Genomic DNA, 13974 nt, shown 5'->3' with positions numbered 1-13974 from the left:
ACGCCGAAGGCCAGCGATCGATGTTGCGGGTACGGGCCGGCGAGACGACCTCGATCACGGCCAACCCCGCACCAACACCTACCACCACCCCGAAAAACTCTTGGCACCCGAGGACGACCCGTGACACTTGACACGCTATCGAACGCTTGTTCGAATAGGGATTATGCGTTGGTCTGACCAAGCCGTTGCGGTCAACGGCACACCGGTCGATGACGGCGCGCTACCGGGATTGCAGCGGCTCGGCCTGGTCCGCAGCGTCCGAGCGCCGCAGTTCGAGGGCATCACCTTTCACGAAGTCCTGTGCAAGTCCGCGCTGAACAAGGTGCCGGACGCCTCGGCCCTGCCATTCCGTTACACCGTCAACGGCTACCGCGGCTGCTCGCACGCCTGCCGCTACTGCTTCGCTCGCCCCACCCACGAATACCTCGACCTCGACAGCGGCGACGACTTCGACACCCAGCTAGTGGTCAAGACCAACGTCGTAGAGGTGCTGCGTCGTGAGCTACGCCGGTCCTCGTGGCGGCGCGAGACGGTGGCGCTGGGCACGAACACCGACCCATACCAGCGGGCCGAAGGGCGTTACGCATTGATGCCGGGCATTATCGGGGCCCTCGCCGCGTCAGGCACGCCGATGTCCATCCTGACCAAGGGCACCCTGCTGCGCCGCGACCTACCGCTGATCGCCGACGCCGCCCAACACGTCCCCCTCTCGGTCTCGATCTCCCTGGCTATCGGGGACCCCGACCTGCACCGCGACGTCGAACCCGGCACCCCTACGCCCCAAGCGCGCCTGGCACTCATCACCGCCATCCGCGACGCCGGTCTGAACTGCCACGTCATGGTGGCCCCGGTGCTGCCATACCTCACCGACTCCGTCGAGCACCTCGACCGGTTGCTCGGCGACATCGCCGCCGCCGGCGCCACCGGCGTGACGGTGTTCGGCCTGCACCTCCGCGGCTCCACGCGCGGCTGGTTCATGTCCTGGCTGGCTCAGTCACACCCCGGACTGGTCGCCCGGTACCGGGACCTGTATCGACGCGGCGCCTACCTGCCGCCGCACTACCGCGACATGCTGCGCGACCGGGCCGCACCGCTGGTGGCCAAACATCGCCTGAACGGGCGCCATCATCGCGAGGTGCCCGTCACGGCCGAAGCCGCCATAACGCCCGAACCCCTGCAGCCGACGCTGTTCTAGCCGCGGCGCGGTTTGCTCAAAGTGAATCGGTCTACCTCGGTGACCGCGCCGAACGGCCCATTGACCGCGTAGTACGTCGCGTTGATCGACGTGTTGCCGCCCGGCTGGCCGGGGTCGACGTCGAAGGCCACGAACCCGTACGGGTGTTCGCGATCCCGGAACGCCGACCAAGGCGCATCCTCCACCACATAGATCGGCGCCTTATGTCGTAGCGCCGGATCGAAATCGCCGACGCCGGTGACGACTCGGCACCGTGGTTGCGGAAAGAACATCGCGTTGCTCGGATTGGCGGTGCCGCCTCCGCCGATGACCAAATGCACCGTCCCTTTGGTCGGGTCGATGAGGTCGGTGCGAGTGCTCACCGGGATCGGCGTTCGCGTCTGGGTGTCCATCGTCCCGCGCAGCGGATGGGACCGTTCGTAGTGGTGCTCGTGGCCGCACACCACCAGATCGACTTCGTACTGGTCGAACATCGGCAACCACTCCTGGCGGATCCCGAGGTCAGCGCCATTGGTGTGGTCCGCGGTGGAAATCGCGGTCTGGTGCATGCAGGCGACCACCCAGTCGATTGAGGTGTCGCGGCGCGCGGCGTCGAGTTCGATTTGCAGCCAACGCCTTTGCTCACCGCCGGAGTAGCCGTGCACATAGGAATTACCCGCATCCTGAAAACAGATGTCGTCGTTGTTGAGCACGATCACGCGCACCGACCCGGCGGTGAACGAATACCACAGCCCACGCAGCTCAGCGCTGGCGCCGGAATCCGGGACGGCGAAGTACGTCTGGAAGGCGCCGTACCCTATTGGCCCATTGCCCAGCTCGTTCTCGTGGTTGCCCGCGGCCGGCATCCAGGGCCGGTATCGGGCCGAACGGCTGTTGTTGTCGAACCAGTCCGACCAAGTCCGAATCCGGTCTTGGGCCAGGTTGGCATAACACAGGTCACCATTGACGAGGTTGAACAGCGGAGCCATGCGTTCGATGGCGCTGGTGGTGTCACCGGCCGCGGGCGAACCGTTGTTGTCGTTGACGTACTTGCCGTTCACGAGCTTGCCCAGCGTCGGCGTGCCTTGATCGCCGAAACTGGTGAACCGCAACGGCTTCCGACCCGATGGGGCGGTCCGGACGGTGCCGAGCGCCGGATCGGTGCCGTCGTGCACGGCAGCGTAGACGTAATCGGTGTCCGGGGTCAGCCCGGTCACCCGAGCGTGGTTGACCCGAATTTCCGTGTTGGACTTGGCATCTCGATAGGTGCGGGTCTCCGCCGCCACTTCCTGTCCGAATCCCGAAGTCGGAGTACCCCACATGACGCGCGGGTTGTGCACGGCATCGGTGGTGTGCCACGACACCACCACATCGGTACTGGCGTTGCGGCCGAACTGCAGGTGCAGGCCACGCACCGGCGGCGCCCCGGTGCGACCCGGTTGATACCAGACATCCGGACCGCCGGGACCGGACCGCAGCAATGCCACTGCGCCGGCGCCCACACCCGCACCCACCACGGCCGAGACCGCGCCGGTCGTCAGCAATGTGCGCCGGCTGATCCCACTCGAAGCGGGACTAGCGTCCTCGCCCGGGGCCAACTCGTCGCTCATGCCTGCTTCATACCCGAGCCAGGCATCTCGTCGGTAAACGCGCTGCTAGGACCAGCGGCCTCGCCGGGGCAGGTAACGAATCCGGTAGCGTTTTCGATATGACGAACGTGCGAACTCTGGCAAGCGCGGTCGCGATGGCACTGGTTGCAGCGGCGGTGGGTTTCCTCGCGCCCGCGACCTCACAGGCGGATCCGACAGATCCGGCCGGCCATCAAGTGACCTACACCGTCACCGCAACCGGCAATCTGACCGGCAACGTCAGGTACATGAGCAGCGATCCGCCCAGCCAGGCGGCCTACGACGCGAACTCATCGCAGTTCATGACCACCGTGCCCGCCACCTTCAGCGCGGACCAGCCGCTGCAGTACACCGCGACGCTGGCCAACCCGAACCAGTGGGCGATCGTCAGCGCCAGCGGGGGCTGTCACTGGCCGGACTGCGGTTCGGGCAGCACACCCGAACTGCACTGCCAGATCGCGGTGGACGGCCAGGTCGTGGTGGACCAGCGAGCCACCACCGGGGTCACCTGCTCGACTCGGCCCTGGTAACGCTCAACGTCCGCCGGGCTCGGCATGGGTGACCACGACGACCTCGGCCGGCTGCTCGCCGAGCGTCCGTAATTTGTGGCTGACCGACGCGTCGAAGTAGGCGCTGTCGCCGGCGTCGAGCGTGACGACCGCATCGCCGTACGCCAGCTCGACGCGGCCGTGATGCACGAACACGAACTCCTGCCCGGCGTGCTCGGGATGCGGATCATCGGCGGGCCCGTCCGTCGGTCGAACCACGAACGGCGACATGGACTTTCCGAGCAAGGGTGAGGCCAGCGCCCGGTACCGTTCGCCGGTGCGATGGGCGGCCCGGTCGACGGTGATCTTCTCCTCGGCTGTCTCGTCGGAAAACAGCCGCCCCACGTCGACGTCAAGCGCCCGGGCGACCTTGAGCGCCACCGCGATCGACGGTGTGCTCTGGCCCCGTTCGATCTTGGACAGGTAGCTCTTGGTCAGTCCGGTCTGAGCCGCCAGCACGTCCAGGGTCAGGCCTCGTTGCCGGCGGACGGCACGTAGTTTCACCGCGGCACCCCTAATGACACAAAGTTTCCTATTGAGTACAGTGTGTCACATGGCGACCACGTTCACCGACTCCAAATCCGAGCTGATGCGGCGGGCCCAGGATCGGCTGGCCGCCCAGGACGGCGAGTCCCAACTGAGCGCCCGGCAAAAGGTGGCCCTGACGTGCCGGGCGTTGTTCGATGCCGGACACGACTCCGGGTTGGCCGGGCAGATCACCGCCCGCGCCGAGAAGCCCGGCACCTACTACACCCAGCGCCTGGGGCTGGGCTTCGACGAAATCACCGAGGACAACCTCCTGGTGGTCGACGAAGACCTCAACGTCCTCGACGGTGACGGAATGCCGAACCCCGCCAACCGTTTTCACAGTTGGATCTACCGTTCGCGTCCCGACGTGCAGTGCATCGTGCACACCCATCCCTTCCATGTGGCAGCCCTGTCCATGCTCGGGGTGCCGCTGGTGGTGTCGCACATGGACACCACCCCGCTCTACGACGACTGCGCCTTCCTGCCCAAATGGCCCGGCGTTCCGGTCGGCAACGAGGAGGGCGAGATCATCACCGCCGCACTGGGAGACAAGAAGGCTGTCCTGCTGGCCCACCACGGCCAGGTCGTCGCCGGCGCCAGCATCGAAGAGGCGTGTTCGCTGGCCGTGCTGATCGAACGCGCCGCGAAGCTGCAGTTGGCCGCGATGGCCGCCGGCACCGTCAAAGAACTCCCCGAAGAGCTGGCCCGCGAGGCCCACGATTGGACGCTCACGCCGGCACGCAGCCGGGCCAACTTCGCCTACTACGCGCGCCGTGCCCTGGCCCGCCACCCCGACGCCCTGACCAGCTAAGGAGCCCGCCATGTCCACGACGCCGGAGATCCACGGCATCATCGCCTACCCGGTGACCACATTCGCGAGCGCCGGAGGCATCGACACCGAGCGCCTCGCCGCCCTGGTCGAGAAGCTGATCACCGACGGAGTGCACGCGATCGCCCCGCTGGGCAGCACCGGCGAGTTGGCCTACCTCGACGAGGCCGAATTCGACACGGTGGTCGACACCACCCTGGCCACCGTTGCCGGCCGAGTGCCGGTGGTCGTCGGCGTGTCGGATGTGACCACCGCCAGAACCATTCGGCGGGCCCAGTACGCGCAACAAGCCGGCGCTGACGCGGTGATGATCCTGCCGGTGTCCTACTGGAAGCTGACCGAGCGGGAGATCGCGCAGCACTACCGCAGCATCGGCGCAGCCATCGACATCCCGATCATGGCCTACAACAACCCGGCCACCAGTGGCGTGGACATGAGCCCCGAGCTGCTGGTCACCATGTTCGAGAACATCGACAACCTCACCATGGTCAAGGAGTCCACCGGCGACCTGTCCCGCATGCGGCGCATCGCCGAATTGTCCGGCGGGCAGTTGCCCTTCTACAACGGCAGCAATCCGTTGGTCCTCGACGCGCTCAAGGTCGGTGCGGCCGGATGGTGCACGGCCGCACCGAATCTGCGGCCGCAACCGTGCATCGACCTGTACGAGGCGGTGGGCGCCGGCGACCTGGACCGAGCTCAGCGGCTCTACGACGACCTCAAGCCGCTGCTGCAATACATCGTCGCCGGCGGTCTGGCCACCACGGTCAAGGCCGGCCTGGATCTGCTGGGCTTTCCGGCCGGAGATCCGCGAGCGCCGTTGCTGCCGCTGGATGAGCCGGGCCGAAAAGAGTTGCAGGGCCTGCTGACTGGCGACTAAGCCGCTACCCGAGGTCGGTCGCGCCAAACGTGTCGCACTTGTTGGGGTCACCGGTCTGGTAGCCGGTGCTGAACCACTTCTGGCGTTCCGCGGACGAGCCGTGCGTCCACGACTCCGGGTTGGTGCGGCCGGTCGCCTGCTGCTGGATGCGGTCGTCGCCGACCGACGCCGCGGCCGACAGGGCGTCTTGAATGTCCTTGTCGCTCAACGGTTGCAGGTATGGCACACCGGTGCTCTCCTGCTTGACCGTCGAGGCATAGTGCGCCCAGACTCCGGCGTAGCAGTCGGCCTGCAACTCGGTGCGCACACCGTTGCCTCCGGCGCCCTGCGCGCCCTGCTGTGCGCGGCCCAGGACGCCGAGCAGGTTCTGAACGTGGTGGCCGTACTCGTGGGCCACCACGTACTCCTCGGCCAACGGGCCACCGCTGGAACCAAACTGGGTCACCAGTACTTGGAAGAAGTCGGTGTCGAAGTAGGCGGTCTTGTCCACCGGGCAGTAGAACGGCCCGACGTCACTGCTGGCCGGTCCGCAGCCGGTGCTGACCTGTCCGCTGAACAGGCGCATGTGCGGGCGCGTGTACCGGTTGGGCATCAGCTGCTTCCATACCGCGTCGACGGAGTTGCCGGTGGCCACCACCCGGCATTGCACGAACTTGTTGGCGTCGGCTCCGGTCTTGCACTGGTTCAGGTCAAAGCCTGGCGCGACGTCGTCTCTGGTGTTCATCGGTTGCTGGCTGGTTATGCCGCCGGGGTCGACGCCGAGGAACATCGCCACCACGACAATGAGCAGCCCACCAAGGCCACCGCCGAGTGCCAACCGGCCGCCCCCGCCACCCGAGGAGGACGCGGTGCTGGTATCGATCTGCATGCCCTCGTTGAAAACCATCGCATCGCTCCCCGGGGATCGGACCTGGCAGTCGGCGCACCTAGCCTATCGCCGCTTGCCGGTGGCTTATCGAGTGTCGGTATACCTCAGCGGGTTCGCCAGAAAACGTGACGCCGGTTAGCCCGGCCCGTCGCTGGCCGCGGCCAGCAGCGGCACCACCACATCGCTGATCGGGGTGGGCAGGCCGTGGGCACGGGCCTTGCGGATGACGACCCCGTTGCGCAGGTCCCACTCCAGCCGGCGGTGGGCTTCCCGGTCGGCGAGCATCGAGGTCGGCATGTCTTCGGGCGCTGAGCGAAACAGGTTCACCAGTTCCTCGACGACGCTGTCCTCCAAGCGGGCGCCCTCGGCGCGCGCCACCGCCAGGCATTCGGCGACATAGCGGCGCGACAGTGCGGCGACGTCGTCACGGCGGAACATGCCCGACCGCCGCCCAGACAACGCCATGAAGCCCGCCAGCGCGTTGAGCAACAGCTTGCGCCAGGCGGCGGAAATGAAGTCGGGATCGCAGTCGGCCTGGCATCCCGCCCCGCGCAGCAGGTCGGCCAGCGCCTGCGCGGCGGGCCCGGTCGGCAGCACCAGAGCCGCATGACCTCGCAGCCGCACCCAGCCGGGCGGCATGGTTTCGGCGGAGAACCACACGATGCCGGGCACCACCGCCGAGGCGGGACACAACGGCGCGATCTGCTCGACCTGCTCGACACCGTTCTGCAGCACCGCCACCACCGTGTGCTCGTCGCAGAGCCGGCTCAGCCAGCCGCCCGCCTGCTCGTTCTGGGTCGCTTTGACCGCCAGCAGCACCACGTCGACTGGTCCGGTGACGTCGGCGGGATCGGTGTGCACCGGCCCGGGCACCACGATCGGATCGGCGCCGTCGGGCCGCAACTCGACTCCGTCGCGAGCAGTGCGCCCACATAACACCACCGAATGCCCGGCGCGGTGCAACAGCGCGGCGACCGTCGTACCGACGGCGCCGGGTCCGACAAGCGCAATGTTTTCCGTAATGAGGCCAAAGTACCGGGCGCCGCTCCACCGCAGGGACAAGCCAACCGGCCCTCTAGACTGAGCAGTCATCCAACCGAAGGGAAGTGTTCGTGCTGCGCAGCCACGCCGCTGGTTCACTACGGGAGGGCGACGCCGGGCAGCAGGTCACTCTGTCCGGCTGGGTGGCGCGCCGCCGCGACCACGGCGGCGTCATCTTCATCGACCTGCGCGACGCGTCCGGCGTGGCACAGGTGGTGTTCCGCGAGCCTGACGTGCTGGCCCAGGCGCACCGCCTGCGCGCTGAGTTCTGCGTCACAGTGCGCGGCGTCGTCGAGATCCGTCCGGAAGGCAACGCCAACCCCGAAATCGCCACCGGTGACATCGAGGTCAACGCCAGTTCCCTGACGGTGCTGGGCGAATGCGCGCCGTTGCCTTTCCAATTGGACGAGCCGGCGGGTGAGGAGCTGCGGCTCAAATACCGCTACCTCGACCTGCGCCGGGACGGCCCCGCAGCGGCAATTCGGTTGCGTTCCAGGGTAAATGCCGCGGCCCGCGCGGTGCTGGCCCGCCACCAATTCGTCGAGGTGGAGACGCCGACCATCACCCGCTCCACCCCGGAAGGGGCACGCGACTTCCTGGTCCCGGCCCGGCTGCATCCCGGTTCGTTCTATGCGCTGCCGCAAAGCCCACAGCTGTTCAAGCAGCTGCTGATGGTGGCCGGGATGGAGCGCTACTACCAGATCGCGCGCTGCTACCGAGACGAGGACTTCCGCGCCGACCGGCAGCCGGAGTTCACCCAGCTCGACATGGAGATGAGCTTCATCGACGCCGAGGACATCATCGGCATCTCCGAAGAGATCCTGACCGCGTTGTGGGCGTTGATCGGCTACGAGATCCCGACGCCGATACCGCGGATGAGCTACGGCGAAGCCATGCGCCGCTTCGGCTCTGACAAGCCGGATCTGCGGTTCGGGCTGGAGCTGGTGGAATGCACGGACTTCTTCTCCGACACCACCTTTCGCGTCTTCCAAGCGCCGTACGTGGGCGCGGTGGTCATGCCTGGCGGGGCATCGCAGCCGCGGCGCACGCTGGACGGGTGGCAGGAATGGGCCAAACAGCGCGGACACCGCGGGCTGGCCTACGTGCTGGTCGGCGACGACGGCACACTGGGCGGCCCGGTCGCCAAGAACCTCAGTGACACCGAACGCGACGGCCTGGCCGCCCACGTCGGCGCCAAACCCGGTGACTGCATCTTCTTCTCGGCAGGCCCGGTGCGTTCCTCGCGGGCCCTGCTGGGAGCGGCCCGGATCGAAATCGCCCACCGCCTCAACCTGATCGACCCGACCGAATGGGCGTTCGTGTGGATCGTCGATCCGCCGTTGTTCGAGCCCGCCGACGAGGCCACCGCCGCCGGTGACGTCGCGGTCGGCACCGGAGCGTGGACCGCGGTACATCACGCCTTCACCTCGCCCAAGCCGGAGTGGGAAGACCGCATCGAATCCGACCCGGGCGCGGTGCTGGCCGACGCTTACGACATCGTCTGCAACGGCAACGAAATCGGCGGCGGATCCATCCGTATCCACCGCCGCGACGTCCAGGAACGCGTCTTCGCGGTGATGGGGCTGGACCACGCCGAAGCGCAAGAGAAGTTCGGGTTCCTGCTGGAAGCGTTCACCTTCGGCGCGCCACCGCATGGCGGCATCGCCTTCGGCTGGGATCGGATCAACGCGCTGCTGTCTCGGGTGGACTCGATCCGCGAAGTCATCGCGTTCCCCAAGACCGGCGGCGGCGTCGACCCGCTGACCGATGCGCCGGCGCCGATCACCGCCCAGCAGCGGAAGGAATCCGGAATAGACGTCCGGCCCAAGCAGGTTGACCGGGCATGACTTCAGGAATCCCGGACGCCGAAACAATCAAGGCGTTCAATTCGAGCATCGTCGAGGAATTTCGCGCCAACGGCGGCAAGGTCAGCGGCCAATTCGCCAACGCTGACTTGCTGCTGCTCACCACGACGGGCGCCAAGTCCGGTGAGCAGCGCATCTCGCCGCTGGCCTACTTCACCATCGACGGCAAGCTGATCATCATCGGCTCTTTCGCCGGCGCTCCGATCAGTCCGGCCTGGGTGCACAATCTGCGGGCCAATCCCCAGGCGCACGTCGAAATCGGCAGCGAGGCTTTCGATGTCACCGCCCGCGAACTGCCGCCGGCCGAGCGTGAGGAGATCTTCCCGAAGGTCACCGCGGCTGCCCCCGGATTCGCCGAGTACCAAGCCAAGACCACTCGGGTCATCCCGGTGTTCGAGTTGCAGCGCAGCTGAGCGCCCAGCGCATTCGCACCGCCCGCCGGTGTGCGGTAATTAAGCCTGATGACCACATCGCTGCTGAGCACCGCGGTCGACGGCACGTTGGCGGCCGTCCAGCGGCTGCGCGGCTTGTGGTTCACGCTTACCCAGACGTCGTTGGCCGCCGGGCTGGCGTGGATGATCGCCCACGACATCCTCAAGCATCCCCAGCCGTTCTTCGCGCCCGTCGCGGCGGCGGTATGCCTGTCGGCCAGTAACGTGCTGCGCGGGATGCGCGCCATCCAGATGATGATCGGCGTGGCGTTGGGTATCGGCATCGGCGCCCTCGTCCAAGGCCCGCTGGGCACCGGATCGGTGGCGGTCGGCGTCGCGGTGTTCATCGCGTTGAGCGTGGCGGTATCGATCGGGCATGGGTTCATCGCCCAAGGCTTGATGTTCGTCAACCAGACCGCGGTGTCGGCGATCCTGGTGCTGGCCTTGCCGCACAACGGCATCGTCGGCGAGCGTCTGTTCGACGCGGTGATCGGCGGCAGCCTGGCTTTGGTGTTCAGCATCCTGTTGTTTCCGGCCAATCCCTTCGCCGTGCTGCACGCCGCGCGCGACTACGTGCTGACCGGCCTGCACGACGTGCTGAGCGGAACGGCCCGTATCGCCGATGGTCGCACCGCGACTGCGCCAGAGTGGCCCTCGACCGCGATCGATCGAGTGCACGAGCAGTTGGGTGGCCTCATCCAGGCCCGGACCACCGCGCGCCAGGTGGTTAGGGTGGCGCCGCGGCGGTGGTCGGCCCGCGAGACTTTCTCCGCAGCCGACCAGCAAGCCGCCCGCGTGGCGATGTTCGCGGTGTCAGTTGTCCACCTGGCCCGGGCGGTCGGACCTGCCCTCGAGGCGTGCAGTTCCCTGCCGCCGCCGGTGCATGCCGCGCTGGCGGAGTTGGTCGCCGGAACCGACGCCGCCGACACCGATCCGGCGGCGGCCGCCGCACACGCCGCCCGGGCGCGCAGCCATGCCGACGAGTTCAGTTCGGTGGCGCAGCGCAGGACCGAGGTGTTGCTCGCCGATGCCGTCGAGGCCTGCGTCGACGACCTGCAACGGGTGGTCAGCCTCGGCCGGCGACCGGCCCGACCGGCGTCAGGGTGAGCCGGCGAGGAATTCCTTGACCAGCTTCTTCGGCGCTTGAGTCAGCCATGCCTCGGTGATCAGCTCTTCCAGGGCGATGACGTCGATCTCGGCCAGCCTGACGAGCACGGCGGCGTAGCCGTCGAAGTGGGGAGTGGTGAAGTAGATTTCGGGCTCGTCGGCGATCAGCGCGAACTTGACACCCTCGTCGGACACCCGCACACCCAGAATGTCGCCCGCCGGCGGTTCCACACCGGCGTCCGCCATCGCCTCGCGGTCGGATTTGCGCAACGGGCGTTCCCATGCCATCAACTTTTTGCCGACCCGCCAGTCGTGCGGTGCCTGCTCGGTGGTCAGCGGCAGCTCACCGACGATGCGGGCGACGTCGTCCCAGGTGGCCACGAGTCGATTGTGCGCCCGCCGCGCGGCGCCGCGGCGCGTTTCTGACCGGATTCAATCCGTTTGCCGGCTTCCGGACTCGGCGGTTGCCATCAACGCCGGCTGACCGAGCCATTCCAGCAGCTTGTCGTAGATCGCCGGATGGTTGAGCAGGTCGAAGTGGTTCAGACCGGTCAGGGTGAGCCCATGTCCGGCTTCGAACGGGATGGTGCGGGACCGGCCGCGCCCGGACGCGCTGTTCGGCCGTACCAAGCTGTCCCCGAACAGCAAGCCGAGCGCACGCGGTGCCGCCGAGGTGGCGACGAAGTGGTAGATGGCTTCGGGCAGGAAAGGAACTTCGTGACAGCGGTCCTGCAGGAACTCGTCGGGATCGCAGTCGCGCCAGTCCTCGTGCAGCAGTGCGCCGTAGCGCAGATCCTTCACCCCGGAGCTGCGGGTGTTGAGAAACGCCGCCAAGCCGCGGGTTTCGGGCAGCTTGGCCAGCGCCCAGGAGGCGGCGTTGACACTTTTCTCTAGATCGGCGCCCAGGTGCGGGGAGCCCAGGCAGACCACGTGCCGAACGGCTTTGGTCCAACCGTGGCCGTGTTCCAGCCCGTAGTGGCAGGCGCTGCGCGAGATGAGCCCTCCCATCGAATGCCCGATCAGCACGATGTCGTCCACCGGCGTGGGCCACAGCGTCTGCAGCTCGTTGAGCAGGTCGGCCAGCGCCTGACCGTTTTCGGAGATGTGCCAACCGCTGTTGTAGCGCAGGTAGACGGGAGTGAAGCCGAGGTCTTTGCGCAGCCGCTTGCCGTACGGGCGCAGCGTCTCTCCGGTGCGCGGCGGGCGCCACCACGACCGTTCGGTCATGCACCAGCCGTGCACGAACACCGCGATGCGGCCGGTGGCGTAGGGAAACGCGTCGGCGATGGCGTCGGCGGTCAGGTCGACGGGCTTGCCTTTGCGGCGGATCTGCATCGTGAGCGCGAAGCCGTTGCTCCGGTTGGTCAACTCGTCGCCGTAGATGCCGTTCACGGCGGCGATCGCCCCGGCGATCCGGGGACGGGCCTGCACGGTGTCATCGTCGTCGTTGCTGATCGTCTCGGCGGCCAACGCGCCGGCGCCGTACAGCGAGCCGCGCACCGCGCCGTCGACCAAGCGGTAGGTCATGGCGGCGGTGGTGTCGTGGAACACCTGCACCGGCTTGGCCACCGGTCCGATCGAGCCGAAGACTCGGCTGGCGATGCCGTGGTGCATGTCACGCACCAACGTGGTCAGCACGCGGGTGCCTTCTCCGGCGAGGTCGGCCAGTGACCGGATTTCCTGTCGCTGCACGAGCCGGCTCCTTTCAGTCGGGCCCTTTGCACCTTGGATTCCCATTTTCCGGCCGTGGCTCACCCCGCCACACCGACCCGCCGTGTGGTGTGATCAGGTCGTCGCGCCGTTGGAGGAGAGATGGTCGAGCCGCAAGCCCCGGTGGAGAATCTGGATGATTCGCCGCGCCGGCAGCGTTATAGGGTCACGCACCGCACCGAATACCGCTATTCCGACGTCGTGACCAGCTCCTATGGCCGAGGTTTCCTCACCCCGCGCAACTCCGCCCGGCAGCGCTGTGTCGCGCACCAACTGATCATCGAACCCACCCCGGCGGACAGCTCCACCAGCCGCGACGGCTACGGCAACATCAGCTCCTACTTTCATGTGACCGAACCGCACCGAGCCTTGAAGATCATCAGCGACTCCATCGTCGACGTGTCCGGACCGGTTCCTGGCCTCTACAGCAGCGGACCGGCGCTGCAGCCGTGGGAATCCGCCCGGCCGAGCGGTCAGCAGGGTGCGTTGGCCGTCGACTTCACCTTGGACCTGGATCCACCGGAGATCAGCGACGCAGTGCGCGGGTATGCGGCGCCCAGTTTCGCCCCGGGCCGCCCCTTGGTCGAGGTGCTGGGCGACCTGGCCTCCCGAATCCACCGCGACTTCGCCTACCGCTCCGGGACGACGACCATTTCGACGCGGGTCGATGAGGTTCTGGCGGCCCGAGAAGGGGTATGTCAAGACTTCGCAAGGCTGGCGATCGCCTGCCTACGCGCCCACGGCCTGGCGGCGTGTTACGTCTCCGGCTATCTGGCGACGGACCCACCGCCGGGAAAGGACCGGATGATCGGAGTGGACGCTACCCATGCCTGGGCTTCGGTGTGGACTCCGCAGCAACCCGGCGAATTCGAGTGGCTGGGGCTGGATCCCACCAACAATCAAATGGTCGACGAGCGTTACATAGTCGTCGGCCGCGGCCGCGACTACGCGGACGTCCCGCCGCTGCGCGGCATCATCTACACCAATTCGGAGAACAGCGTGATCGACGTCGCGGTCGACGTCGTGCCTTTTGAAGGGGATGTGTTGTATGCGTGACTTCCACTGCCCCAATTGTGGGCAGCGCCTGACGTTCGAGAATTCCGAGTGTCTGTCGTGTGGCAGCAAGCTGGGATTCTCGCTCGAGCAGATGGCCCTGCTGGTGATCGCCAACCGCGACGACAGCGACCATGCCGGTGCGGTCGCCGCCGATGACTACCAGCTGTGCTCGAACCTGTATCTCGCGGAATGCAATTGGCTGGTGCCCAAGGGGCAGCCCGGCGGATTGTGCGTGTCGTGCGCGCTGGACAACAGCCGGAACGCCAACCCGTAGTCCGGGTCTTCGTTGCGTCCGATGATCGGCAGCTTCAA

General features: G+C 67.2%; 15 protein-coding genes and 1 pseudogene. 10 read left to right on the top strand and 6 right to left on the bottom strand.

Annotated elements, in window-relative coordinates; genetic code table 11:
* Positions 1-124 (top strand): hypothetical protein (locus tag A9W95_RS27990; RefSeq protein WP_253851653.1); only part of this gene is annotated, 124 nt, incomplete at its 5' end.
* A 39-nt stretch (positions 125-163) separates the two neighbouring features.
* Positions 164-1195, top strand: coding sequence for an Rv2578c family radical SAM protein (locus A9W95_RS13990; RefSeq protein WP_067413556.1), 1032 nt, complete (start codon positions 164-166; stop codon positions 1193-1195).
* On the opposite strand, the gene A9W95_RS13985 is transcribed toward A9W95_RS13990, so the two are convergent.
* Entirely contained in the window at positions 1192-2784 is a 1593-nt protein-coding gene (locus A9W95_RS13985; protein ID WP_067413554.1) for a metallophosphoesterase family protein, read from the bottom strand. The genes A9W95_RS13990 and A9W95_RS13985 overlap by 4 nt on opposite strands.
* A 98-nt stretch (positions 2785-2882) precedes the next feature.
* Here A9W95_RS13985 and A9W95_RS13980 point away from each other — a divergent pair, with 98 nt between their 5' ends.
* Positions 2883-3332, top strand: a complete 450-nt coding sequence (locus tag A9W95_RS13980) for a hypothetical protein (protein ID WP_067413551.1) — start codon at positions 2883-2885, stop codon at positions 3330-3332.
* Between the two features lie 3 nt (positions 3333-3335).
* On the opposite strand, the gene A9W95_RS13975 is transcribed toward A9W95_RS13980, so the two are convergent.
* Entirely contained in the window at positions 3336-3854 is a 519-nt protein-coding gene (locus A9W95_RS13975) for a helix-turn-helix domain-containing protein (RefSeq protein ID WP_067413548.1), read from the bottom strand.
* Positions 3855-3903: 49 nt separating this feature from the next.
* On the opposite strand from A9W95_RS13975, the gene A9W95_RS13970 reads away from it, so the two are divergent.
* Entirely contained in the window at positions 3904-4689 is a 786-nt protein-coding gene (locus A9W95_RS13970; RefSeq protein ID WP_067413546.1) for an aldolase, read from the top strand.
* 10 nt (positions 4690-4699) lie between these two features.
* A complete protein-coding gene (locus tag A9W95_RS13965) occupies positions 4700-5584 on the top strand; it encodes a dihydrodipicolinate synthase family protein (RefSeq protein ID WP_067413543.1) in 885 nt (294 codons plus the stop codon).
* A 4-nt stretch (positions 5585-5588) separates the two neighbouring features.
* Here the strand turns inward: A9W95_RS13965 and A9W95_RS13960 are convergent, their stop codons facing one another.
* Positions 5589-6470: a neutral zinc metallopeptidase gene (locus tag A9W95_RS13960; protein WP_067413540.1), complete on the bottom strand. Its 882-nt coding sequence runs from the start codon at positions 6468-6470 to the stop codon at positions 5589-5591.
* A 117-nt stretch (positions 6471-6587) separates the two neighbouring features.
* Complete coding sequence (locus A9W95_RS13955; protein WP_172826618.1) at positions 6588-7475, bottom strand: oxidoreductase; 888 nt, start codon at positions 7473-7475, stop codon at positions 6588-6590.
* A gap of 83 nt (positions 7476-7558) precedes the next feature.
* On the opposite strand from A9W95_RS13955, the gene aspS reads away from it, so the two are divergent.
* The 3 genes from aspS to A9W95_RS13940 are packed head-to-tail and all read left to right on the top strand — an operon-like array spanning position 7559 to position 10896.
* Positions 7559-9340: an aspartate--tRNA ligase gene (gene aspS, locus A9W95_RS13950; protein WP_156746197.1), complete on the top strand. Its 1782-nt coding sequence runs from the start codon at positions 7559-7561 to the stop codon at positions 9338-9340.
* A complete protein-coding gene (locus tag A9W95_RS13945) occupies positions 9337-9771 on the top strand; it encodes a nitroreductase family deazaflavin-dependent oxidoreductase (protein ID WP_067413539.1) in 435 nt (144 codons plus the stop codon). The genes aspS and A9W95_RS13945 overlap by 4 nt, the downstream gene beginning before the upstream one ends.
* Positions 9772-9819: 48 nt before the next feature.
* The gene (locus tag A9W95_RS13940; RefSeq protein ID WP_067413536.1) at positions 9820-10896 is read left to right on the top strand and encodes an aromatic acid exporter family protein; all 1077 of its coding nucleotides are present in this window, start codon (positions 9820-9822) and stop codon (positions 10894-10896) included.
* On the opposite strand, the gene A9W95_RS13935 is transcribed toward A9W95_RS13940, so the two are convergent.
* Together A9W95_RS13935 and A9W95_RS13930 are read right to left on the bottom strand one after the other, a co-directional pair.
* Entirely contained in the window at positions 10888-11277 is a 390-nt protein-coding gene (locus A9W95_RS13935) for an MmcQ/YjbR family DNA-binding protein (RefSeq protein WP_067413534.1), read from the bottom strand. The two genes, A9W95_RS13940 and A9W95_RS13935, sit on opposite strands and share 9 nt — an antisense overlap.
* 51 nt (positions 11278-11328) lie before the next feature.
* Positions 11329-12588: a triacylglycerol lipase gene (locus A9W95_RS13930; RefSeq protein WP_067413531.1), complete on the bottom strand. Its 1260-nt coding sequence runs from the start codon at positions 12586-12588 to the stop codon at positions 11329-11331.
* Between the two features lie 120 nt (positions 12589-12708).
* Here A9W95_RS13930 and A9W95_RS13925 point away from each other — a divergent pair, with 120 nt between their 5' ends.
* Positions 12709-13662, top strand: a complete 954-nt coding sequence (locus A9W95_RS13925) for a transglutaminase family protein (RefSeq protein WP_067413528.1) — start codon at positions 12709-12711, stop codon at positions 13660-13662.
* Positions 13655-13921, top strand: a pseudogene (locus tag A9W95_RS13920) (zinc-ribbon domain-containing protein); the annotation flags it as partial. The gene A9W95_RS13925 and the pseudogene A9W95_RS13920, both read left to right, overlap by 8 nt.
* Positions 13922-13974: the final 53 nt, after the last annotated feature.

Origin of the sequence: Mycobacterium sp. 1423905.2, from assembly GCF_001673155.1 — a bacterium.
Lineage (GTDB): Bacteria > Actinomycetota > Actinomycetes > Mycobacteriales > Mycobacteriaceae > Mycobacterium.
The sequence above is the reverse complement of the archived record's forward strand: the minus strand, read 5'-3'. Positions and strand labels throughout refer to the sequence as shown.

Bases quoted from the DNA above. Each gene is read 5' to 3' on its own strand.
- A9W95_RS13990 (WP_067413556.1), top strand. From the start codon at position 164: ATGCGTTGGTCTGACCAAGCCGTTGCGGTCAACGGCACACCGGTCGAT.
- A9W95_RS13985 (WP_067413554.1), bottom strand. From the start codon at position 2,784: ATGAGCGACGAGTTGGCCCCGGGCGAGGACGCTAGTCCCGCTTCGAGT.
- A9W95_RS13980 (WP_067413551.1), top strand. From the start codon at position 2,883: ATGACGAACGTGCGAACTCTGGCAAGCGCGGTCGCGATGGCACTGGTT.
- A9W95_RS13970 (WP_067413546.1), top strand. From the start codon at position 3,904: ATGGCGACCACGTTCACCGACTCCAAATCCGAGCTGATGCGGCGGGCC.
- A9W95_RS13965 (WP_067413543.1), top strand. From the start codon at position 4,700: ATGTCCACGACGCCGGAGATCCACGGCATCATCGCCTACCCGGTGACC.
- A9W95_RS13960 (WP_067413540.1), bottom strand. From the start codon at position 6,470: ATGGTTTTCAACGAGGGCATGCAGATCGATACCAGCACCGCGTCCTCC.
- A9W95_RS13945 (WP_067413539.1), top strand. From the start codon at position 9,337: ATGACTTCAGGAATCCCGGACGCCGAAACAATCAAGGCGTTCAATTCG.
- A9W95_RS13940 (WP_067413536.1), top strand. From the start codon at position 9,820: ATGACCACATCGCTGCTGAGCACCGCGGTCGACGGCACGTTGGCGGCC.
- A9W95_RS13925 (WP_067413528.1), top strand. From the start codon at position 12,709: ATGGTCGAGCCGCAAGCCCCGGTGGAGAATCTGGATGATTCGCCGCGC.